Annotated in this window: 21 protein-coding genes and 1 tRNA gene; 10 read left to right on the forward strand and 12 right to left on the reverse strand. The window is 63.1% G+C overall.

Going from position 1 to position 22,414, the window contains the following annotated elements:
- Nucleotide 1: 1 nt before the first annotated feature.
- From BIO17B3_RS00220 to BIO17B3_RS00230, 3 genes are all read right to left on the reverse strand, one after another.
- A complete protein-coding gene (locus BIO17B3_RS00220; protein WP_079668488.1) occupies nucleotides 2-2,083 on the reverse strand; it encodes a DNA topoisomerase 3 in 2,082 nt (693 codons plus the stop codon).
- A gap of 192 nt (nucleotides 2,084-2,275) precedes the next feature.
- Complete coding sequence (locus tag BIO17B3_RS00225; RefSeq protein WP_232054131.1) at nucleotides 2,276-3,262, reverse strand: site-specific integrase; 987 nt, start codon at nucleotides 3,260-3,262, stop codon at nucleotides 2,276-2,278.
- 225 nt (nucleotides 3,263-3,487) lie between these two features.
- Nucleotides 3,488-4,411, reverse strand: coding sequence for a LysR family transcriptional regulator (locus BIO17B3_RS00230; protein ID WP_156052523.1), 924 nt, complete (start codon nucleotides 4,409-4,411; stop codon nucleotides 3,488-3,490).
- Nucleotides 4,412-4,528: 117 nt separating this feature from the next.
- On the opposite strand from BIO17B3_RS00230, the gene BIO17B3_RS00235 reads away from it, so the two are divergent.
- From BIO17B3_RS00235 to BIO17B3_RS00255, 5 genes are all read left to right on the forward strand, one after another.
- Nucleotides 4,529-5,914, forward strand: coding sequence for a ribulose-bisphosphate carboxylase (locus tag BIO17B3_RS00235; protein WP_156052524.1), 1,386 nt, complete (start codon nucleotides 4,529-4,531; stop codon nucleotides 5,912-5,914).
- A gap of 78 nt (nucleotides 5,915-5,992) precedes the next feature.
- On the forward strand, nucleotides 5,993-6,799 hold the full coding sequence (locus BIO17B3_RS00240) for a CbbQ/NirQ/NorQ/GpvN family protein (RefSeq protein ID WP_156052525.1): 807 nt from the start codon (nucleotides 5,993-5,995) through the stop codon (nucleotides 6,797-6,799).
- Between the two features lie 182 nt (nucleotides 6,800-6,981).
- Nucleotides 6,982-9,243 carry a nitric oxide reductase activation protein NorD gene (locus BIO17B3_RS00245; protein WP_156052526.1) on the forward strand — a complete coding sequence of 754 codons (2,262 nt, stop codon included), beginning with the start codon at nucleotides 6,982-6,984 and terminating at the stop codon, nucleotides 9,241-9,243.
- 108 nt (nucleotides 9,244-9,351) lie between these two features.
- Nucleotides 9,352-11,880, forward strand: coding sequence for an ABC transporter permease (locus tag BIO17B3_RS00250; protein ID WP_156052527.1), 2,529 nt, complete (start codon nucleotides 9,352-9,354; stop codon nucleotides 11,878-11,880).
- Nucleotides 11,881-12,013: 133 nt separating this feature from the next.
- Nucleotides 12,014-12,481, forward strand: a complete 468-nt coding sequence (locus BIO17B3_RS00255; protein WP_156052528.1) for a group II truncated hemoglobin — start codon at nucleotides 12,014-12,016, stop codon at nucleotides 12,479-12,481.
- 76 nt (nucleotides 12,482-12,557) lie between these two features.
- Here the strand turns inward: BIO17B3_RS00255 and BIO17B3_RS00260 are convergent, their stop codons facing one another.
- Together BIO17B3_RS00260 and radC are read right to left on the reverse strand one after the other, a co-directional pair.
- Nucleotides 12,558-13,265 (reverse strand): Smr/MutS family protein, encoded by a 708-nt coding sequence (locus BIO17B3_RS00260; RefSeq protein ID WP_156052529.1) that lies wholly within the window; start codon nucleotides 13,263-13,265, stop codon nucleotides 12,558-12,560.
- A complete protein-coding gene (gene radC / locus BIO17B3_RS00265) occupies nucleotides 13,262-13,942 on the reverse strand; it encodes a DNA repair protein RadC (RefSeq protein ID WP_156052530.1) in 681 nt (226 codons plus the stop codon). The genes BIO17B3_RS00260 and radC overlap by 4 nt, the downstream gene beginning before the upstream one ends.
- A gap of 80 nt (nucleotides 13,943-14,022) precedes the next feature.
- On the opposite strand from radC, the gene BIO17B3_RS00270 reads away from it, so the two are divergent.
- The 4 genes from BIO17B3_RS00270 to BIO17B3_RS00285 all read left to right on the forward strand — a co-directional run bounded on the left by BIO17B3_RS00270 (nucleotide 14,023) and on the right by BIO17B3_RS00285 (nucleotide 17,015).
- A complete protein-coding gene (locus BIO17B3_RS00270) occupies nucleotides 14,023-14,487 on the forward strand; it encodes a peptidylprolyl isomerase (protein WP_156052531.1) in 465 nt (154 codons plus the stop codon).
- Entirely contained in the window at nucleotides 14,484-15,470 is a 987-nt protein-coding gene (gene ispH / locus BIO17B3_RS00275) for a 4-hydroxy-3-methylbut-2-enyl diphosphate reductase (protein WP_156052532.1), read from the forward strand. The genes BIO17B3_RS00270 and ispH overlap by 4 nt, the downstream gene beginning before the upstream one ends.
- Before the next feature lie 84 nt (nucleotides 15,471-15,554).
- A complete protein-coding gene (gene serS / locus BIO17B3_RS00280) occupies nucleotides 15,555-16,847 on the forward strand; it encodes a serine--tRNA ligase (protein ID WP_156052533.1) in 1,293 nt (430 codons plus the stop codon).
- A gap of 78 nt (nucleotides 16,848-16,925) precedes the next feature.
- Nucleotides 16,926-17,015 (forward strand) — tRNA-Ser (locus BIO17B3_RS00285).
- Nucleotides 17,016-17,181: 166 nt separating this feature from the next.
- Here the strand turns inward: BIO17B3_RS00285 and BIO17B3_RS00290 are convergent.
- Nucleotides 17,182-17,451, reverse strand: a complete 270-nt coding sequence (locus BIO17B3_RS00290; protein WP_156052534.1) for a hypothetical protein — start codon at nucleotides 17,449-17,451, stop codon at nucleotides 17,182-17,184.
- 306 nt (nucleotides 17,452-17,757) lie between these two features.
- Here BIO17B3_RS00290 and BIO17B3_RS19315 point away from each other — a divergent pair, with 306 nt between their 5' ends.
- Nucleotides 17,758-17,886 (forward strand): hypothetical protein, encoded by a 129-nt coding sequence (locus tag BIO17B3_RS19315; protein WP_255421392.1) that lies wholly within the window; start codon nucleotides 17,758-17,760, stop codon nucleotides 17,884-17,886.
- Between the two features lie 7 nt (nucleotides 17,887-17,893).
- On the opposite strand, the gene BIO17B3_RS00295 is transcribed toward BIO17B3_RS19315, so the two are convergent.
- From BIO17B3_RS00295 to BIO17B3_RS00320, 6 genes are read right to left on the reverse strand one after another with little or no spacing between them, the layout of a single operon-like run.
- Complete coding sequence (locus tag BIO17B3_RS00295; RefSeq protein ID WP_156052535.1) at nucleotides 17,894-18,163, reverse strand: hypothetical protein; 270 nt, start codon at nucleotides 18,161-18,163, stop codon at nucleotides 17,894-17,896.
- Between the two features lie 3 nt (nucleotides 18,164-18,166).
- Complete coding sequence (locus BIO17B3_RS00300) at nucleotides 18,167-18,364, reverse strand: hypothetical protein (protein ID WP_156052536.1); 198 nt, start codon at nucleotides 18,362-18,364, stop codon at nucleotides 18,167-18,169.
- A complete protein-coding gene (locus BIO17B3_RS00305) occupies nucleotides 18,361-18,858 on the reverse strand; it encodes a hypothetical protein (protein ID WP_156052537.1) in 498 nt (165 codons plus the stop codon). Before BIO17B3_RS00305 ends, BIO17B3_RS00300 begins: the two co-directional genes overlap by 4 nt.
- Nucleotides 18,851-19,585 carry a hypothetical protein gene (locus tag BIO17B3_RS00310; RefSeq protein WP_232054371.1) on the reverse strand — a complete coding sequence of 245 codons (735 nt, stop codon included), beginning with the start codon at nucleotides 19,583-19,585 and terminating at the stop codon, nucleotides 18,851-18,853. Before BIO17B3_RS00310 ends, BIO17B3_RS00305 begins: the two co-directional genes overlap by 8 nt.
- Entirely contained in the window at nucleotides 19,500-21,362 is a 1,863-nt protein-coding gene (locus BIO17B3_RS00315; protein WP_156052539.1) for a DUF927 domain-containing protein, read from the reverse strand. The genes BIO17B3_RS00310 and BIO17B3_RS00315 overlap by 86 nt, the downstream gene beginning before the upstream one ends.
- The gene (locus BIO17B3_RS00320) at nucleotides 21,355-22,257 is read right to left on the reverse strand and encodes a toprim domain-containing protein (RefSeq protein ID WP_156052540.1); all 903 of its coding nucleotides are present in this window, start codon (nucleotides 22,255-22,257) and stop codon (nucleotides 21,355-21,357) included. Before BIO17B3_RS00320 ends, BIO17B3_RS00315 begins: the two co-directional genes overlap by 8 nt.
- Nucleotides 22,258-22,414: the final 157 nt, after the last annotated feature.

Raw genomic sequence — 22,414 nt, forward strand, 5'->3', positions numbered from 1 at the left:
CTCATCGCCCCCCACTTCGTGCCAAGCTTGCCTTCATCCTTGCTGTCGGGCCCTTGCAGGTCGGGCACTTCGGGCCGGCGCCTGCAGCGCTCGATGTTTTTTGCGCAGTCTCGCCTGCCGGTCTGTCCTCGAAACGCTTGCCCGGCTTGCCGCCGTCATCGCCGAATGCGGCTTGGCAGTCCATGCAGCGGTGATAGACGTTCCCGGCCTTGCTTTTGAGTTGGGCGCAGCGACTGCCGCCGCATGCAGGACAGGCATGCATGACCATCTGGCCGTCCGTCAGCTTGCCCTCCAACAGCGCCCGCGAAAACTCCCGCGTTGCATCCACCTGGACCTGCATGAACGCAGCCAGCGCTGCACGCCCTGCGGCGATGTCCGCCAGCGCGTCCTCCTGCAATGCGGTGTAGCCTGGGTCGGCCAGATCAGGCGCGACCTTGCGCAGCATGTCGATCAGCTGCACACCTCGGTCGGTCGGGTGGATTTCCTTCTTGCGGCGCTCGGCGTACTCGCGCGTGATCAGCACCTCGATCATCGAGGCCCGCGTCGCCTCGGTGCCCAGCCCTGACGTCTCCTTCAGTCGCGCCTTGAGCTTTGGATCCGTCACCAGCCTATGCACGCCAGTCATGGCGGCGATGAGCGTGCCGTCGGTGTAGGGCTTCGGCGGTGTGGTGCGCTTGGCGACGACCTCACCGCGCTCACAGGTGCGGACTTCACCCTCGCGCAGATCGGGCAGCGCACCCTGGGCTTCGCCTTGCTCTTGCCCCTCGTCTTCATCCTTGGCGCCGAGCCGCGTCCAGCCGGGATCGAACACCACGCGCGCCGCCGCGCGGAACGCAAGCCCGTCGATCTCGAACAACCCTTCGCGAGTCTCGAATTTCTCGGGCGGCATGAACAGGCGGATGTAGGACTCGCGGATCAGATCGAACACCCGCTTGGCGTTGGCCGACAGGCTGGCCGCATCGGGGCTCTGCCCAGTCGGGATGAGTCCGTGGTGCGCCTCGACCTTGGCGGTGTTCCAGGCCGCGTGCTTGCGCGCCGGGTCGATCCCCGCAACATCCGCGCCACCAATGGCCTTCAGAATGCCCGCCGCTGCACCATGCATCTCAACGGGCAGGTAGGGGCAATCAGTACGCGGGTAGGTGGTGACCTTGGCTTCGTAGAGTTCCTGTGCCGCAGCCAGCGTGTCCTTGGCCGACAAGCCCAGACGGCTGCTGGCGGCCTTCTGCAACCCGCCCAGCGTGTAGGGAATCGGTGCGGCACGCTCACCCGCCTTGCGGGTGAATTTGGTGACTCGCGCAGCCTTGTCGGTGATTTGGCGAGCAACCTCGTCCGCCTTGGCCTTGTCCAGCAACCGCCCATCTTCATCCACCAGATCGTCCGGCATCTGCCATACAGCCCTGATGCCGCCGTCCAGATACGCAATGACCTGGTAGAAGTCGCGGGGCTTGAAGTGATCGATCTCGCGCTTGCGATCGACCAGCAGTGCCAGAGTCGGGGTCTGCACCCGCCCGACACTCCAGGCGCCCGGCACGCCGCAGCCTTGCAGATTGCGGCTCAAGGCGATGGAGCAGTTCATGCCCATCAGCCAGTCGGCCCGCTGACGCGCCAGGGCGGATTCGTAGACGGGGCGCATAGCGGCGTTGTTTTTGATGCCAGAGAGCGCTTTACGCACACTGGCATCATCCAAACTGGACAGCCACAGGCGCGAGGTCTTGCCCTTCCAGTTCAGGAACAGCAAGACCTCATCGACCAGCAGTTGGCCTTCGCGGTCGGCGTCCCCCGCGTTGACGACCTCGGCGGCTTCTTTGAGCAGATCGCGGATCACCTTGACTTGCTTGCCTGCACCACCGTCGCGCGGCGACAGCTTCCAGGTCGTGGGGATGACGGGTAGATGCGACGCGAGAACCTTGCCGCCATCTACATACTCTTCCGGCTTGGCCTGTTCCAGCAGATGGCCGAAGCACCAGGTGACGCGGGTCTTGGCCTGCGGGCAATCAATGAATCCGTCGCTGCGTTTGGCTCCGCCGATGACACCGGCGATGGCTTGGGCTACGGAAGGTTTCTCGGCAATGATGATGCGCATATCCGGCTCCAGAAAAAGGAGCCGGGTGCGTCGGCACCACCCGCGAATCGCGGCAAAGGAGCAACGCAGGAAATCCGCGAACCGCACCCGGCATAGAGATATACGCCGGGGCGGCACGGGCGGGCAGGTGTCGCGGAAGAACGAAAAGCCAAGGCAAAGGAGGGGGCAAAGAGAGGGTACAGCGCAGCGCAGTTATCCCAACTTCTTCGCCAGCTTTTCCGCCTCGATGTGCGTGTAACGCTTGAGCATGGACAGGCTTTTGTGTCCCGTCATGCTCGCCACTTCCATGACGCCCAGGCCCTTCTCAAACAGCCGCGACGCGGCTTCGTGTCTGAGGTCGTGGAAGCGAAGATCAGCCAGGAATGCGGGATCTGGCTTCTTGCCGGACTTGGCGCACTCTTCTGCATAGGCCGCTTTAGCGCGCACGATGCAGCGCTGCCAAGTTTTCTCGAATGAGTCCTTGGCTTGCCAGCCAAACACGCGCCCATCGAGGCGTCGAGGCAGGCTATGCAGTGCGTCCAGTGCGGCGGTTGACAGCGCGACGGTGCGTGCGCTGCCGTTCTTGGTGTCCACCAGGTGTGCCGTGCGCCTGGCCAAGTCGATGCGTGACCATTCCAGCCCGAGCAGTTCCCCCAGGCGCATCGAAGTCTCGACGGCAAGAATGATGATCTGTCGAAGCCCAACCGCACGCGCCTGCGCGGCAGCGGCCAGCAGCGCATCGACTTCGCCTGCTCGCAGCCGACGATCCCGCGCTGGCGGCGCGGCTGGTTTGCGTACCTTGCTCGCCGGGTTGCCTGCGGGCAAATCGATGCTCAAATCTTTTTCGACGAATGAAAACAGGGCTGAGAGCACGTTGATGTGGTGGATGACGGTTTGCGGTGCCAGTCCTTCTTGCAGCAGATCATCGCGCCAGCCCGACACGTCCACCCCGCGCACATTGGACAAGTAGTGAGCGCCGAAGCGCTCGCGTGCCTTGCCGAGGCGCGCGCGAACATCCTTCGCCGATTTCATGGCCTGCACCGGCCCGGCAAGGTAGCGATCCATCACTTCGGCGACTGTCACGCGCTGCGCATCTTGTCGCAGCACAGCAACGTTGCCCCGCTGGGCTTCGCGCTCGATTTCCCGCGCCCAGGCTTCTGCATCGGCTTTCAGGTCAAACGTGCGGCTCAACGTCGGCATGCCACGTCGCCGAATCTGCGCCATCCACCCGTTTTTTCGCTGTTCAAAGTATGCCATGACCGAACCCCCAATTCCCACTCAATTCCCACAAACCAATGGGAAAATACTAGCAGATCAAGCGTTTATGCGGGTTCTAGGCATACTGTATTTAGACCTGTCACGCCGGGGGTCGCGGGTTCGAGCCCCGTCCACTCCGCCAATAAAATCAATGGGTTAGCGATTTCGCTAACCCATTTTTGTTTCTGCGGCTGCCATGATGCTTGGCCCTTTACTTAGCACGAGTTCGGCGAAGGCTTGGGCGGCGGGGCTGAGTCGTTTGCCGTCGCGTTGCACCAGATACCACTGGCGCTTGAGCGGAAAACCTTCTACGTCGAGGACGCTCAACTGGCCAGAGGTGAGTTCCGCTTGGACCGTGTGTAGCGAGACCAATCCCACGCCCAGACCGGCTTCGACGGCGTGTTTGATCGCCTCGTTTTTGTTCATTTCCATGGTCGGCTTGAACGGTAACTGTCGTTCTCGGATGAAGTTCTCCAGGGCGCCGCGGGTGCCTGATGCGGGTTCCCGCACGACCAGTGGCTCTTCGAGCAGGCGCTTTAGGGGGATTGCGCGTTTTCTGGCGAGCGGGTGGTCGGGGGCGGCGATGATGACCAGCGGGTTGTCCATGAAGGGTTGCGCGCTGAGTTGATATCCCTCGGGCGGCGTGCCCATCAGCGCGAGATCGCTGACGTTCTCGGTTAAGTGACGCAGCAGGGTTTCGCGGTTGACGACATTCAGGCTGACCTCGACGTCTGGAAACTGGCGTCGAAACAGCGCCATAAGGCGAGCGGCAAATACGCTGGCCGTGCTGGCGACAGACACCGTCAGCACGCCGCCTCTGAGTCCTTTCAAGTTGGACAGAGACTGTTCGAGGTCGTTTAGTTCGCGGGTGACGATTCCGGCGCTGCGCAGGGCGACGTTGCCAGCTTCGGTGAGTCGGATTTTTTTGCCCGCATGCTCGAACAGGGGCATATCGAGCAAATTCTCCAATTGTTTGATCTGCATCGAAACAGCAGGCTGGGTGAGATGTAGCTTTTCGCTGGCGCGCGAAAAACTGCCGCAGTCCGCTACAGCTTGGAGAATTTCGAGTTGCCGGAAGGTGATTCTGATCATCAGTGAAAAATTCTCTAACTGCAAAAAAGTCTTAGTTTACCTTATGAACTAAGCGATCCTATAGTTGATTTTTTTCAACCCACCCGGCCGACAAAGGCCAACGCACAGAGGAACGACATGGCTCACGATCAATCCAGCCGCTACGCCAATCTCGATCTCAAGGAATCGGATCTGATCGCCGGTGGCAAGCACATCCTTGTTGCCTACAAAATGAAGCCCAAAGCGGGCTATGACTATCTGGCGACGGCGGCGCACTTTGCGGCCGAATCGTCCACCGGCACCAATGTGGAAGTCAGCACGACGGACGATTTCACCAAGGGGGTCGATGCCCTGGTTTATTACATCGATGAGGCCACGGAAGACATGCGCATCGCCTATCCGATCGAACTGTTCGATCGGAATGTGATCGACGGCCGCTTCATGATCGTGTCCTTCCTCACGCTGGTGATCGGCAACAACCAGGGTATGGGGGATGTCGAGTACGGCAAGATGATCGATTTCTATGTGCCCGAGCGCGCGATCCAGATGTTCGACGGCCCGGCCACCGACATCTCCAACTTGTGGCGCATTCTGGGTCGGCCGATCAAGGACGGCGGCTACATCGCCGGCACCATCATCAAGCCCAAGTTGGGTCTGCGCCCGGAGCCATTTGCCCAGGCGGCCTATCAGTTCTGGCTGGGAGGCGATTTCATCAAGAACGACGAGCCGCAGGGCAACCAGGTGTTCGCCCCGGTGAAAAAGGTGATTCCGCTGGTCTATGACGCCATGAAACGCGCGCAAGACGAGACTGGCGAGGCCAAGCTGTTCTCCATGAACATCACCGCGGACGACTATCACGAGATGTGCGCCCGCGCTGACTTCGCGCTGGAAGTCTTCGGTCCCGATGCTGACAAGCTGGCCTTCCTGGTGGACGGCTACGTGGGCGGCCCCGGCATGGTCACCACCGCGCGTCGCCAGTATCCGAACCAGTACTTGCACTATCACCGTGCGGGTCACGGCGCCATCACCTCGCCCAGTTCCAAGCGCGGCTACACCGCCTTTGTGCTGGCCAAGATGAGTCGGCTGCAGGGGGCTTCGGGCATTCACGTCGGCACCATGGGTTACGGCAAGATGGAAGGCGAGGGCGACGACCGCAACATCGCCTACATGATCGAGCGCGACGAGTGCCAAGGCCCGGTCTACTTCCAGAAGTGGTACGGCATGAAGCCCACCACCCCCATCATCTCCGGCGGCATGAACGCGCTGCGCCTGCCCGGCTTCTTCGAGAACCTGGGCCACGGCAACGTGATCAACACCGCGGGCGGCGGCTCCTACGGCCACATCGACTCGCCAGCGGCTGGCGCCAAGTCGCTGCGCCAGGCCTATGAGTGCTGGAAGGCCGGAGCCGATCCGATCGAGTACGCCAAGGAACACAAAGAGTTCGCGCGCGCATTCGAATCCTTCCCGGGCGATGCCGACAAGCTCTTCCCGGGCTGGCGCGACAAACTGGGCGTCCACAAATAAGCCGCTCCTGACGACGTCGTTTTTGAAGGTTTCAGCGCCCCCGGTTTCACGGGGGCGTGTTGTTTTGGAGGTGGATGCATGAGCATTGACGCGCAGCAGTACCGGGTTCAAGCAGAGCCCTATTACCAGCCGCAGGGCCGCGAGGTGGCCTTGTTTGAGGCCGCCTACCGCAATCGTTTGCCGGTCATGGTCAAGGGGCCGACGGGATGCGGCAAATCGCGCTTTGTCGAGCACATGGCGTGGCGGCTGGGCAAGCCGCTCATCACCGTGGCCTGCAACGAAGACATGACGGCGAGCGATCTGGTCGGACGTTATCTGCTCGAAGGCGGCGGCACGCGCTGGCTCGATGGGCCGCTGACCACCGCCGCGCGCATCGGCGCGATCTGCTACCTCGACGAAATTGTCGAGGCGCGTCAGGACACCACCGTGGTCATCCACCCGCTGACCGACCACCGCCGCACCCTGCCGCTCGACAAGAAGGGCGAGCTGATTCAGGCGCATCCCGATTTTCAGTTGGTGATTTCGTATAACCCGGGCTATCAGTCGCTGATGAAGGATCTGAAGCAGTCCACCAAACAGCGCTTCACCGCCTTCGATTTCGACTACCCCGAGGCCGGGCTCGAAACCACCATTCTGTGCAAGGAAAGCGGCCTCGACGCCGAGACTGCCGCCAAGCTGGTGAAAATCGGCCACGCCGCGCGCAACCTCAAGGGGCACGGTCTCGACGAGGGCATTTCCACACGCCTGATGGTGTACGCCGCGCAGTTGATCCACGACGGCGTTGATGCAGGAGACGCCTGCCGCATGGCGCTGGTGCGCCCCATCACCGACGATGCCGACATTCGCCAGACGCTCGATCACGCCATCGACGTGACCTTCGCCTAAGAGGGTGCGAACAAATCCGCCATGTCCGCTCCTCGCGCCCAAACCCTCCCACTCTGCGTTGCAAATGCGCGCTGTGCCGACGGGCACGGCTGTGCTTTGCGCCTTGATCGGAAGCGTTTGGGCGCGTTGCTCGGCCACGCCGGATTCATTCACACCCTCTGTGCGGCAGACCAAGCCGAACCATGGTGAGTGACGCCCTGATGGACGATTCGATACGCGCCAGTTGGGCGCGGCTCGACACGCGCTTTCCTCTCGTGGAGGCCATCTTCCCGGCCTGCATGGCCGATGCCCAGAGCGCGCTCACGCCCGATGGACTGAGCGCCTTCCTCGAAGCGGGCCGCATCATCGGCAAACTGGGGCGGGGCGCCGAGCCTTTGCTGGCCTTTCTGGAAGCCTGGCCGTCCACCGCCCGCGCCGTGGGTGAAGACCTGCTGGCGCCCGTGATGGCCGTGGTGCAAGGGCTGCAAAAATCGCCCAACGGTCGGGCCATCACGCCCTTTTTGCAGACCCTGGCTCCCGTGGCGCAGCGCCTGCAAGCGGGCGAGCAACTCCAGCACTATCTCGATCTCACGCTCGACCTGATGGCGCGCACCACGCGCTCCATCCACGGCTTTCACACCACCTATCCCAGTCCAGGGCTGCCGGACTTTTTCAATCAGGCGCCGACCTTGCTGGCCCAGCTCGACATCGGCGGCTTGCAGCGTTGGGTCGATTACGGCGTGCGCAACTATGCCACCCATCCCGAACGGCAAAAAGATTACTTCAGCCTGCAATCGGCCGACGCGCGCGCCGTGCTGCAGCGCGAGCGCCACGGCACGCTGCTGGTGGATGTGGAGCGCCATCTCGATCTGTATCTGCGCGCTTTGTGGCGGGACGGCGATCTGCTGATCCCTTACTCCACCGCCTTCGACGAACTGCGCAAGCCGGTTCCCTATTACGACCCGCTGGGCATTCGTCTGCCCGATGTGCAAGATGATGCTTTCGGCGTCTCGGGCCTCGATCGTTACCGGGCGATGCTCGCCCACATTGTCGGCCACCGCCGCTGGTCCACCCCGCAGATTGCCGACAACTGGAGCCCGTTTCAGCGCATGGCGGTCGAGTTTTTCGAGGACTGCCGGGTTGAAACCCTGCTGATCCGCGAATACGCCGGGCTGCGGCGGCTATTTCTCGCCCTGCATCCCCGGCCTGTCGAAGACGCCTGCAATCCCGAGACCACCTCCTGCCTGCGCCACCGTCTGGCGATGTTGTCGCGGGCGTTGCTCGACCCCGAGCACGGCTACCGCGACGCCGATCTGAATACCTTCGTTGCCCACTTTCACGCGCTGATGGCGCAGGGCGCCTCATCCACCCGAGACATCGCCGTGCTGGCTCTGGCCTATGTGGCGAAAACCCGCCGCCAGAGCGACCAGTTTGCCAAAGTGCACTTCGAAAACACCGTTATCGACTACCGCGACGACAACCGGCATCTTTGGCGCTTCATCGAACAAGGGGACGAGGAGGAGCGCTTCGACGAAACCCGCCGCAACGATGCGCAGGACGACTTGCCGCGCCTGCCGCCGCGGCACTATCCCGAATGGGACTATCACAGCCAGACCTATCGGCCCGACTGGGTCAGCGTGTACGAGGGTTTGCATCCGTCTGCACAGGCGGGCGACATCGACCGCTTGCTGCAAAAGCACGCCCCGCTGGCCAAGCGCCTGCAAAGACTGCTGGAACTGCTCAAACCGCAAGACAAAGTGCGCATTCGCTATCAGGAGGAAGGCAGCGAACTCGATCTCGACGTCGCTATCCGTTCGCTGATCGATTTCAAGGCAGGCTCCAACCCCGATCCGCGCATCAATCTGAGCCACCGCACCAACGGGCGCGATATTGCCGTGACCCTGCTGCTCGACCTCTCCGCCTCGCTCAACGACAAGGTGAAAGGATCAGAGCAGACCATCCTCGAACTCTCGCAGGAGGCCGTCTCGCTGCTCGCCTGGGCGATCGAACGCTTGGGCGATCCGCTGGCGATCGCCGGTTTTCAGTCCAACACCCGGCACGAGGTGCGCTACCTGCACATCAAGGGTTTTGGCGAGCCGTGGGGCGATGAAGTCAAGGCGCGTCTCGCGGCGATGCAGGCCAACTACTCCACCCGCATGGGGGCGGCGCTGCGGCACGCCGCCCACTCGCTGCGCGCGCGCAAGAGCGACAAAAAGCTGCTGCTCATCCTCACCGACGGCGAACCTGCCGATATCGATGTGCAAGACGAGCGCCTGCTCATCGAAGACGCCCGCCAGGCGGTGCGGGAGCTTGAGCTCGATGGCCTCTTCACTTTTTGCATCAGCCTCGACCCGCGCGCCGATGCCTATGTGTCCGACATTTTTGGCCGCCGCTACACCGTGATCGACAACATCGAGCGCCTGCCCGAGAGATTGCCGGAAGTGTTCCTGGCGCTGACCAAATAGCGCGCGTTCCTCAGTGGTTTCAAACCCTCGCCCCGGCACAGAGATGGGGGGCTGTGGACAATACGGCCTGTCCCCACCCAGCCTATTCACTCCACGGTCTATCTCTCTATGCAATCCTTGCGACAGCTTTGGCGTGACTGGCGCAGCGGCGAGCTGCGGCTCTTATTCTTCTCGCTGGTGCTGGCCGTGGCCGCGTTGTCGGCCGTGGGCTTCGTCGCCCAGCGGCTGCAAGGCGCGCTGGTGCGCGATGCTGCGCAGTTGATCGGTGGCGACGTGGTGATCGTCAGCGATCATCCGCTGAAACCGCTGTATTTGCAGCACGCGCAAGCGCAGGGGCTGCGCTCTATGCAGACGGCGGTGTTTCCCAGCATGGCGCTCGACGTCACGGGTGACCGCACCCGGCTGGTCTCGCTCAAGGCGGTAGGCGCGCATTACCCCTTGATCGCGCAGGTGGTGCTGCGCGACGGGCTGCAGGCGCCAGAGGTGTCGCGCAGCGGGCCGCCCGAGCCCGGTACGGTCTGGGTGAATGCCAGTGTGCTCGGCGCTCTGCGGCTGCAGGTGGGTGATCTGTTGCAGTTGGGCAATGCGCGGTTGCGCATCGCGGCCATTCTGGTGCGCGAGCCCGATACCGGCGCGGGCTTCATCAATTTCGCCCCGCGGGTGATGATGAATCGTGCCGATTTGCCTGCTACCGGGCTGATCCAGCCCGCCAGCCGGGTGACTTATCGCCTCGCGCTGTCTGGGCCATCGCAGGCAGCAGCCGCCTACGCCAAGTGGGCGCAGGAGCAGATTCGCCAAACCTCCGCGCGCGGCATGCGGGTGGAAACCGTGGCCGACAGCGGCCCGGCGCAAGAACAGACGCTCAAGCGCGCCTCTGATTTTCTGCATCTGGTGGCGCTGATCACCGCGCTCATGGCCGCTGTGGCGGTGGCGCAGTCGGCGCGCGACTTTGCGCGCCGACGTTTGCAGCCCTGCGCGGTATTCAAGGCTTTGGGGCTGCGTCAGGGCGTCTTGCTCCGTCGCTACGCCGCCGAGTTTGTCTGGCTGGGCGGCTTTGCGGCGGCGCTGGGGGTGTTGCTCGGCCTGGCGGTGCAGGCGGCGATGATCGGGCTGCTGCACGGGCTGATTCAGGTTCAGGTGCGCGAGCTGCCCGCGCCCGCTTGGGCGCCCGCGTTGTTCGCCGGGGCGACGGGCATGGTGCTGCTGCTGGCCTTTGGCCTGCCCTCGATTCTGCAGTTGGCGCGCGTACCGCCCCTGGCGGTGCTGCGCCGCAGTCTGGGCCACCTGCAGTCCGCGCCGTTCATCACGGTGCTGGCAGGCGTGGGGGCATTCGGCCTGTTGCTGTGGCTGCAGGCCGGCGACCTTCGCCTAGGGCTGATTGCCGCCGGTGGTTTCATCGGTCTGACGCTGGTGTTTGCCTTGCTGGCCTGGCTGATGATGCGGGGTTTGCGGCGCTGGATACGCGGCCATGCGGCGTCATCCGTCGCCACTGGCGGTTTGATGCAGATGGCGGCGCGTCAGTTGGCCACCCGGCCTTGGAGTGCGGTGATTCAGATCACGGCGCTGAGTCTGGGTTTGTTCGCGCTGGTGTTGCTGGTGCTCATGCGCACCAGTCTGATCGACGCCTGGCGTGCCTCCATACCCGCCAACGCGCCCGACCGCTTTGTCATCAACATCCAACCTGCGCAGAGCCAGGATTTTTTGGCCGCGCTGCGCCGCGATGGCGTGAACCACGAAGACTGGTATCCCATGCTGCGCGGCCGTCTGGTGGCCATCAACGAAAAGCCGGTCTTTGGACGCGACTACGACAGCATCCGCGCCCGCGACCTGATCGACCGCGAATTCAATCTTTCAGCCAGCGCCACCCTGCCCAAGGCCAATACCCTGGTCGCCGGCGACTGGAACGATACCGCCGGGCCCGATGCCAAAGGCCTGTCGGTGGAGCAGGGCATCGCCAAAACCCTGGGCTTCAAACTCGGCGATACCCTGACTTTCGACATTGCAGGCCAGCGCGTGACCGCACCCATCACCAGCGTGCGGCATGTCGACTGGAGCTCCATGCATGCCAACTTCTTTGTGCTGCTGCCGCAGGCCATGCTGAAAAATCAGCCCGTGACCTATCTGGCCGCCTATCGCGCTCCCGGAGACGCGCAGCGCATGGACGACACCCTGGTGCGGCAGTTTCCCAATCTCACCGTGGTCGATGTCGGCAGCCTGCTCGCGCATTTACGCAAGCTGGTCGAGCAGGTCATCACTGCCGTGCAGTTTTTGTTTTTGTTCGCCCTCGCGGCCGGGCTGGCCGTGCTCGCCGCTTCGCTGGCATTGTCGCGGCAGGACCGCTCGCGCGAAATGGCGGTGTGGCGCGCCCTGGGCGCCTCTTCGCAGTTGCTGCGGCGTATGGCCTTGGTGGAAATGATGTGGGTCGGCGCGCTGGCCGGACTGCTCGGCGCCGCCGGGGCGGCGGGGGTGAGCGCCGCGCTGGCGCACTGGGTGTTTCTGTTTCCCTGGCAGCCGCCGTGGTGGCTCTGGCCCGCGGCCATGCTGGCGGCCTCCATGCTGGCGATGGCGGCCGGGTGGTGGAGTCTGCGCGATGTGCTGCGCCGGGCGCCGGGTCAGAGTTTGCGCACCTTGACTTGAAAATGAGCTGAAAATCTTTTGCCACTTTGCGGGACGATTGATTGCAGATTGACCTGAGGCAAGTTCTGCCGGGGCGCATCTCCCATAATCGCGATTCTTTTGTTTCAGCCTTGTTTGCAAACTGCCCCGCTCCATGTCAGAAACCATTGCCATCACGCCCGCCGCACCTGTCCCCCAGCCGGTTTCCAGCACGCCTTATCAGCGCCTCGGCGGCGCGGAGGGTGTGCGTCGGTTGGTCCATCATTTCTACGACTTGATGGATCTGGAGCCGCAATATGCCGATCTGCGGGCCATGCATCCCACCAATTCCGAAGAAACGCGGGAGAAGCTCTACCTGTTTCTCAGCGGCTGGCTGGGCGGACCCGATCTGTATTCCCCGCAATATGGGCATCCGCGCCTGCGGATGCGCCACTTTCCCTACGCCATCGGCACCAAGGAGCGCGACGAGTGGATGGCCTGCATGGTGCAGACCCTCAACGAAGTCGAGATGGACGACACACTGCGCCGCCAGTTGCACGAAGCCTTCGCCGGCACGGCCGACTGGATGCGCAACAAAGCCGAGCCCGGCAATATGCCGGCGGGCAATGTGGTGCATGGTTGACCGCTTTGCCCAATGAGCCCGCCGCTCTGTGCTCTCATCTTCGCTCTCAAATCGCGGGCTTGTTTTGAACGTTGTTTTAACCGCCGCGTTCAGTGCGCCGGGCCGAGCGCAGCAGCACCACCAGAGCTCCGGCGCCGCCATCGCTGGGCCGGGCCTGCACATAGGCCATCACTTCGTCGCGCTGCATCAGCCAGCTTCGCACCTTGTGTTTGAGCACCGGCTCGCGCAGCGGCGAACTCAGCCCCTTGCCGTGGACCACCCGCACGCAGCGCCATTCGCGCTGCAGCGCGGTGCGTAAAAACTGACCCAGAGCCTCGCGCGCCTCGTCACGGCGCAGACCGTGCAGGTCGATTTCGTTCTGGATCGTCCAGTGCCCCCGGCGCAGCTTGCGCAGGGTGTCCGATCCCACGCCTTCTCGCCGCCAGGATAGGGCGACGTCGGTCTCCAGCAAATGATCCAGATCGAGCTCGTCGGACATCGCCTCTAACAGCACCAACCGTTCGTCGCGCAGCGATTGGTGCGGAATGGGTTTGGGCGGCGCGGGCTGCAATCCTGGCGGGGGAGGGTGGATCGATGCCCCCAAGACCTTGGCGCCCGCAGTGGCCGCGCGAAACAGGGCGCGATCTGCGGAGGTGGGCACAGACTCGGCGGGAGCGGCCGCGATGGGTGGCGGAGTTGGCCCAGGTTTCGTGCGCGCAGGCTGCGGCGGCTGGCGCAGGCGCCGGCGCAAGTCGCGCAATGCGTCCTGGCTGCTTGCCTTGAGCGCAGGCGCGGCGGGTTTCACAACAGACCCCGTTCGGCAAACGAAACCACGCTATGCCGGGTGACCACCAGGTGATCGAGCACGCGCACATCCACCAGGGCCAGCGCCGCTTTCAGGGTTTGCGTCAGCGCGCGGTCGGCCGCGGACGGTTCGGCCAGGCCGCTGGGGTGGTTGTGCGCCAGAATCAGCGCGCCGGCATTCAGGCGCAGCGCGGCTTTCACGACCTCGCGCGGATAGACGCTGGTGCTCGCCAGCGTGCCGCGAGAAAGCTCTTCCGAGGCGATGAGCTGGTGCTGGTTGTCGAGAAACAGCACCGCGAAAATTTCCACCGGTTGCGGCCCGAGCCAGAGTCGCAAATAGTCGCGCACCGCAGCGGGCGAATCGAGCAGGGGTTGCTGCATCATCTGCTCGTTCAGGGTGCGGCGAGCGAGTTCCAGCACGGCGGCAATCTCGGCATATTTGGCCGCGCCCAGTCCTTTGATTTTGCGGAGTTGCTCGGATGAGGCGTTGAGCAGGCCGTGCAGGCCGCCAAACTGATCGAGCAAGGCGGCGGCCAAATCGAGGGCGCTCTGCCCGCGCACCCCGGTGCGCAGCACGATGGCGACCAGTTCGGCGTCGGCCAGGGCGTGCGGGCCGCGCGCCAGCAATTTTTCGCGCGGTCGTGCATCGGCAGGTAGATCGGCGATACGTGTGGCCATGCAGGGTTCCCCCTAAAATGCGGTTTACGTCGCCTTTGCGGCTCGCTTTCAGCCGCTATTTTGCCTGCCCACCCATCATCGTGCCTTGCGTCCAGCCTGATTCCTATCTCACCCTGCATTACCGCCTCAGCGATCCGGGCGGCGTCGATGCGGTCAACACCTTCGGCGGAACGCCTGCGACGTTTACGCTGGGACAGGGGCAACTCAGCCCGGCGCTGGAGGCCTTGCTCGTCGGCCTCGATGAAAACACGCACACCCGTTTCGATCTGCCTGCGGGCGCAGCTTTTGGCGCGCGCATTCCGGGCTTGCTGCGTTGGGTTTCGCGCGGGGAGGTTGAGCGTGCGCGCGAATATCCCGGGCCCGCGGCGCAGGTCGGCGATGTGATGCGCCTGCGTCTGCCGACCAGTGCGGATGGCGAAGCCGGTCTGCTCACCGCACTGGTGCGTGAAATTGACGAAGGCGGCGACGCGCTGCTGCTCGATTTCAATCACCCCCTGGCCGACTGCCCCACGACTTTCGAGGTCAAGATTCTCGCCGTGCTATGAAGCCAGACGCTTTCGCCTCATCGCCAGACCCTGAAGTTTCAGCGTCCGAACCGCAAGTGTTGCTGGCGAGCCCGCGCGGTTTTTGCGCCGGTGTAGACCGGGCCATCGACATTGTCGAGCGCGCGCTGGAACGCTTTGGCGCGCCCATCTATGTGCGCCATGAAATCGTGCACAACACCTATGTGGTCAACGACCTGAAGGCCAAGGGCGCGGTTTTTGTCGAAGAACTCGAACAAGTGCCCCAGGGCGGCACCGTGGTGTTTTCTGCGCACGGGGTGTCGCAGGCCGTGCGTGCGCAGGCGCAGGCGTTGGGCTTGCAGGTGTTCGACGCCACTTGTCCGCTGGTCACCAAAGTGCACGTTGAAGTGGCCAAGATGCGGCGCGACGGGCTGGAAATCGTGATGATCGGTCACGCCGGTCATCCAGAGGTCGAAGGCACCATGGGGCAGGCCGAGGGCATCCATCTGGTGCAGACCCTCGACGATGTCGCGCGCCTGAACATTGCGCCCGATGCGCCGCTGGCCTTTGTGACTCAAACCACGCTGTCGGTCGATGATGCCGCCGAAATCGTCGCGGCTCTGCGCGCGCGGTTTCCTCAGGTGCATGAGCCGAAAAAGCAAGACATCTGCTACGCCACCCAAAATCGCCAGGACGCGGTGAAGATGCTCGCCCCACAGGTCGATGTGGTCATCGTGGTCGGCAGTCCGACCAGTTCGAATTCCAATCGCCTGCGCGAAGTCGCCCAGCGGATGGGCAAGCCCGCCTACATGGTCGATCAGGTCGAAGACCTGCGCGCGGAGTGGCTGGAGGGCGCGCGCCAGATCGGCCTGACAGCGGGCGCTTCGGCTCCCGAAGCCCTCGTCGATCAGGTCGTGGCCCGGCTGAAGGCATTGGGCGCCTTAGCGGTGCGGCAGCTCGACGGCGTGACCGAATCGGTACAGTTTCCGCTGCCGCGCGGCTTGGTGGTCAAGGCCGACTCCTGACCGATTCACCGCCCAGCCACCGGCGCAAGGCTTGGCCCGGATCGCTCGGCGACGGCTTCATTTCTCGTTCAACTCAAACGCATCATGCTCGACATCACCCTGCTGCGCAAAGACCTGCCCCACGTCATCGCCCGGCTCGAAACCCGTCAGTCTCCTCAGCCCTTCCTCGATGTGGCCCGCTTTGAAGCCCTCGAAGCCGAGCGCAAAACCCTGCAGAAACAAACCGAAGATCTGCAGGCGCGGCGCAACCTGCTCTCCAAGCAGATCGGGCAGGCCAAAGCCAAAGGTGAGGATGTCGCGCCGATCATGGAAGAGGTCGGCCACATCAAAACCACGCTGGAAGCAGACGCCGCCCGGCTCGACGCCTTGCAAGCCGAACTGCAGGGGCTGCTCATGGCCGTTCCCAATTTGCCCGCGGCCGACGTGCCCGTCGGCGCGGATGAGACGCAGAACGTCGAACTGCGCCGATGGGGCACCCCGCGCACGTTTGAATTCCCGGTGCGCGACCACGTCGATGTCGGGGCAGATCTCGGGCTGGACTTCGAGGCCGCAGCGCGCATCTCCGGTTCGCGTTTTGCCGTGCTGCGCGGGCCGATCGCCCGCCTGCACCGGGCCCTTGCCCAGTTCATGCTCGACGTTCACACCACCGAACATGGCTACACCGAAGCCTATGTGCCTTACATCGTCTCGGCGCAAGCGCTGCGCGGCACGGGGCAGCTCCCTAAATTCGAGGAAGACCTCTTCCCCGTGAAGCACGGAGAGGGCGAGAGCCACTACCTCATTCCCACAGCCGAAGTGCCGCTGACCAATCTGGTGCGCGATCAGATCGTCGATGCCGCCCAACTGCCGCTGCGCTTTGTGGCGCACACGCCGTGCTTTCGCTCCGAGGCCGGGTCAGGCGGGCGAGATGTGCGCGGCCTCATCCGCCAACACCAGTTCGACAAAGTCGAGCTCGTCTGGGTGACGCGGGCAGAAGAGTCGGCCACCGCGCTGGAACAACTCACCGCCCACGCCGAGAGCATCCTGCAACGCCTGCAATTGCCCTATCGCACCATCGTCCTGTGTACCGGCGACATGGGTTTTGGCAGCGCGCGCACCCACGATATCGAGGTCTGGCTCCCGGCGCAAAACACCTACCGCGAAATCTCATCCTGCTCCAATATGGAAGCGTTCCAGGCCCGCCGCATGCAGGCGCGCTATCGCGCCGAGAGCGGCAAGACGGAACTCGCGCACACCCTTAACGGCTCCGGCCTGGCAGTTGGTCGCACGCTCGTGGCGATCCTCGAAAACTACCAACGCGCTGACGGGGGTATCGACATTCCGCAGGCGCTCCAGCCCTACATGGGAGGACTGACCCAGATCGAGCCGCGTGCCTGATATACTTATCAGCTTTTCGCGACCACGACAGCTCGCAAGTTTGAAGCGACCTGTGAAGCGAATAGCAACGAACACCCCGGAAAGGTGGCAGAGTGGTCGAATGTACCTGACTCGAAATCAGGCGTAGGCGCAAGCCTACCGAGGGTTCGAATCCCTCCCTTTCCGCCAATGCCATGAACTAAGCCCATGATTCAATGGGCTTTTTTCTTTTCTGATGTGGCTCGGTCTTACCGTAGGTCTTACCCGCTGACATGGATAGGCGAGTTATCCACAGAACAGCGGCGGCACTGATGCGAATGCGTCGTATCCGCAATGGATCGCCCCTGAGTTTTCACTAGTACGCCTCTCGGTGTCGGTTGCGCCAGACCCTGCGCATCATCCGGCGTCGTATCCGCGTCGCCAGTCGCCTGAGCGCAGCAATACGCGGTGCCTGTAGTCGCATCGCGGCCAGCAGCCCGGCGTCATAGATGCCATGAATGCGGGCGTTCATAGACGACACGGCCTTACCCTCTGGCGTCTTTGGCCCGGTGGACTGCTCCCACGGTCGCCATGTGCGGATCAGCTCGGCTTGCTTGGCGCGGCTCTCTGGCGTCCATCTGGGCATTGAATACTTCCTTCCAACTTTTCAGGTGCCATGTGCAGACGCGCTCTCCAATTCCGCACCGGTGCAGAGTAGGGGAGACTGCTCTCACCCTCTGGTGGCTCAAAATTAAGTCGCCAGATTTCAGGCCACTGCGTACCGCTGGCGTGCAGGCCGTGGGCGTGTCGCCTGCGTCCATCCGTTCGGCCATAACAAAAGTTAACAGCCGGGTCTGCCCAAAACCGGAGTTTTCCGTAGTAACTGGCGGCTCCAGACGCTGCAAACGGGATTCAAGGTTGCGCATGGCTGGTCACGAAAAGTCACGTTGACGTGGAACACGATGCACGGCTGCTCATCCTCCACCCATTCCCCGTCGTCATTGCGGTCAACACCGAAGATGTGTATCTCGGCGGGTGCATCATGCGCGGTCTGGGCTTTGATCTGCTCCAGACGCTCTAGGCGAGATTCAAGACTTCTGCTCATGGGTCATCTCCAGGGCTTCGATGCGTCTTTCGATCACGGCCAGCTCAAACACTTTGACCATCTGGCCGAGCACGTAGGCCAGCTTCGTCCCCTCGCCACTTTCCAGTCGTCCAGATCGCATGTCGTTGTAAACCTTGCCCATCTCTAGGCGCAGATCATCGACGGTGTGCAGTCGGACTTTTTGCCGGGGGATAGGGTCGAGCACCTCGCTTGTGACAGCGCGGAGTGCAGGCGTTTTGCGTTTCGCGGTCATCGCTCAGTTTCTCCCCAGGAATTGCAGTTCCCGCGCAGCTTGAATTTCCGAAGCCCGTAACTCAGCATCGCGTGCAGCTATCTGCGCTTCGGTCAAAATCGGCGCGGCGTACTTGGACGCAACACTGCGCACCCGCTCCATGTGGCGGGTTTGAATGGCTTTGGCGAGTTCGGCGGGGGTGGGCTTGATGTCGGTGGTCATGGTGCAGTCCTTTCGGTGTGGTGAATAGATGAATGGCCTTGCAGCGCCAGCAAAAGAGATTCAGCGCGGCCATCGTCTTTGATGCGGGTCAGGTGCGGTGTCGAGCCAGGCAATACGCGCTTGCATGTGGCGATGCTCACGCCCTTGTCGGCTCCCGGTGGTATCCCTGCGCGGCGTTTCCACACGGCAGGCTGCACCACATCGTGAGCAATCTCCAATGCCGCCAGAACGCCCAGGATCGCGCCGTAGGTGTGCCCAAAGGCGAAAGCGCCTACAGCACCTTCACCGGGTCGAGACCCGACACGCTCCACCAGAACGAAACGCGGTCGATGCTGGCGCAATATCCCGGCCAGAGCAGCGGCGTCGATCTGCCTGCGTCCGGTGGTCGTCGGCAGGGTCGGCATGTCGAGCACGTCGATGAATTGCCGCTCGGTGTCGATGAACCCTATTGCTCCACCAAGGCCGGGGTCGATGCCGCAGAGCGTTTTATTCATGGCGATGGTCTCCGCAGTCCGTGGCGTCAAAGCGCCGTGGGTAGGTGCGCGTCTGTGCCGTCTGCCATCCCACGGTGTGCCTGAGCGCGCAGACAGGCTTGCCCGTGGTGCGCAGGTGTCGGCAGTCCCAGCAGCTTTGCCGGGCCTTGCCGATAGCGGTTTGCGCAGCCTGTGCTGCGGCTGGCGCTGCATCATCGGCAGGTTCGGGGCCGGTGAACCGCGCGGGCCAGGCATTCCGGTAGCTGCGCGGCTTCGGGATCGGGTCAACTGTTGCGAGTGTGGTCAGCAGTCCGTCCGGGCGTTGAACGATCCACAGGGCGGATTTCTCGGCGTCGATCAGCGCCAGCCCTTGCCAGTCGATGCCGTGGTATCCGCCGTGCCGTGCGAGAAGGTCAGCAAGCGCCGCATCAATCCCGCCGTCGAAGTGCTGGATAGCAGCGCGCTCGGATTGCGCTTCGTCCAGATCGCGGGCGTCGTTTGCAGGTTCGCTGCGGGTATTAACAAAAACAGGGGTTTCAGGGGTTGCAAGGGTGCAGGCCAATAACGGCGCGGGTTCCGGCTGCAACCCCATGTTTTTTTCAGGGGTTTCAGGGGTTGCAGATCGCGCCTTGATCCGCTGGGCAATCGCTTGAAGTGACATGTCAGCAGCCCTCCAACTTGGAGCCGTCAACGGGGTAGAGACGCACAGCCCGCCCGTTGACGCGGTGGAACCGGGTGCGCTTGCCATCCGCGCCAGCAGCCGGAATGACGCCTTGCGCCTCCAGACTATCGAGCGCAGCCTTGAAGTCAAAACCCCTGAGCGCCTCGCGCATCCCCTCTGCGGTGAACAGGTAGCTTCTGCCGTCGCCTTCGTCTTTCCACCATCCCGCCCGATCGCGGACAGGTAAATTGTGGGTCGCTGCGATGTCGTTAAAACGGGCGTCGCCATGACGGGAGACGAACGCGGCGAGCTGCTCCACAATCTGCCTGCGCTCTCCGTTGCCGCTTCCGCGTGCCAATCTCCACAGCGTGAATGCTTCGGCTGCGGCCTGCGTCGCTGCGCCTTCACCCCAGGCCGTCAGCCCGTATTCCGTCGCCAGTTCGCCCGCCATCGCAATCATGGCGAACCGCGCCGCAGCGCGCTTGTCTTGACCCTCTCCGCCATCGGGCGAAAATTCCGGCAGGCTTTTGAACACGTCGAGCGCCGCGCCGAAGTCTTGTGGATCGCGTGTCAGTCGCTCCAGGAACTCCCGCCCTGCATGGCCGTAGTGCTGCGATGCCGCCGTTTTGATCGCATCAGAAAAAGCGCGGCCATCGGACAGACCATGCAGATCATCCCAGGCCCCATGCTGGCGCTGAACAGGCACGTCAAGCAATCGCACAGCCTGCCCGGATTTCGCGCGCTGGCCTGCCTCCATCATGGACGTAGCTAGGGTGCGCTCACCCGTCGAGAGCACGATGGTTCGCCATCTGGTGACGGTGCGCGCCGTTCCCGTGCGGCTGGCCCGTTGTTTGCCGGTGCCGTTGCCCAGCATGTAGGCAATCATGCCCACGTCGCGTGGATCAGCCTCGCTGATTTCGTCGAGCACCAGAAGGTTGTCGTTGAACAGCGCCGCAGCACCCTCCAAGCCGTTTGCCGTGGCCTTCCAGGTGCGCTTGTAACGCTCTGGCCCCCAGACCGAACGCGCCGCCTCTGCCGCCGTGGTCTTGCCCGTTGATGAATCTCCGACAAGGTGAACGCCCCCGCCCTCTGCGCTGCACTTCGCCAGCAGCGGCCCGGTGAACGCCACGGACAAGGCGAGCATCAACATGGGATTGTTCCGCGCAGGTGCCGCCACAGTGTTGATCCACGCCTTGAGTGTGCCGCCGGTTGCGTACTCCGCCGTGCCGCCTTCACCCGACTGGAAAATCACGCTTGCCGCACCGGGGCCGATGGACGCATCCGGCAGGACGAACACCTTACCGGCCCAGCCGACTTCCAGCGCACAAGTGACGCGCTGCTTTGGCGCGGGTTGCTGGAGATACTCGCCAAAGGACTGACGATTACGGGGCGAGATTTCCACGCCCATGCCCAGCAATTCACCGCGCAGATCGTCGCCACTGCCGCGCAGCATGGCCTGCGGCATGGCCCAAGTGCGCCAGTGCCCCAGCGTGGTCTTGATCCGCAGCAAGCGGCCAAAGTTACCGCCGTGGGTGTCTGCGGTCACAGCGTCGATGTGAACGGGGCTGCTCACCCATGTATCCAACATCTGCGGCGGGTTGTCGCCCTTCTGTTTAATGCCGAAGTGCCAGACGCCGGGGCGGAATTTGCGGCCATCGGCTTCTTGCCAGTCGTCGAACACGCGCCAGCAGGGGCGCTGCTCCAGCGCTGGAAACCCGGTGTTTGCAACCTCTGCAACCCCATGATTTTCTGCCGGGGTTGCGCTGGAACCCGCGCCACTGCTCGCTTGCACCCCAGAAACCTCTGCAACCTCGGTTTCGGTTGCAACCTCTGCAACATCTTCGATTTCGAGCAAGTCAGACATGGCCGCCCTCCAGATACAGGGCAAGATCGTTGAAGTCGGTGGCCTCAATCGGAATGCCAGGCGGCCAGACAGGGCGAGCCAGCTTGCCGCCTACAGCGCCAGCGGCAGCGCGTGCCTTCGTCAAGCCGGGGTTGCCGGGCGTCAGGCGGTCGTCGTCGGCAACGACCACGATCTGAGCGCCGGGATACTTGGCGCGAATTGCCAGAGCGACAGGCTCCAAATTTCCCGCGTCCACAGCGGCCAGAACTGCCGCGCCGGGAAACTGTGTCGATGCGGTCATGGCCGTGGCGAAGCCCTCAGCAATAACGATCACGCTAGAAGGCAGCGCACCGTCCACACGAATGAAGTGCGCCTTCTTCGCACCTCCAGACAACATGCGCTTCGTGCCGTCCTCACTGACATATTGCAAGCTGCGGGTGTTGCCGTCAGCGTCCTGAATGCGCAGCACCAGCAGGTCGCCAGCCTGTCGAGCATTGCCGGGTGGAATGCGCTTTTGCTTCAGGTAAGGGTGTTCCGGTTTGGCCGGTGTCGCCTTTGCCCAGAGCACTGCTGCGCGCTCGGCTGCGGTTTGCTGCTCGGCCTCCCGCTGCCGCTGGGCTTCGTCCTTGGCTTGCCGGATCAGCCGGAAATGCTCATCCCTTTCTTGGCGCGTCATGCTGGTGGTGGCGTTGCTGCTCCATGTGCAGGACACGCCGGACTTCCAGCTTCCGGCAACTCCGAACCGTTCGCGAAGGACGAACCATCCATTGAGTGAGCGGGGCTTGTCTGTGGCGACTTGGTAACGGCGCAGGGTGCCATCGGCCACGATGTCGCCAGGGTCAGCAGGTGCGATGCCGTGGGCGTGCATGGCGTCGAGTAGGCCGATAACCGGATTTACAGCCGGGGCCATCGCCATCAGCGCGGCTCGACTTTTGGCAGGGGTAACCGGAGTTCGACAGTTTGAGTCAAAAATTGGCTGAAAACGCCGACCCGGCCTTGACGGAACAAAGGGTTAGCCTCGTTTTTGGAAAAGTACGTGTGGTGGCACGTTTTTCCACATTGTGAGGCTGTTG

The organism is Thiomonas sp. OC7 (genome assembly GCF_900634595.1).
Lineage (GTDB): Bacteria > Pseudomonadota > Gammaproteobacteria > Burkholderiales > Burkholderiaceae_C > Thiomonas > Thiomonas arsenitoxydans.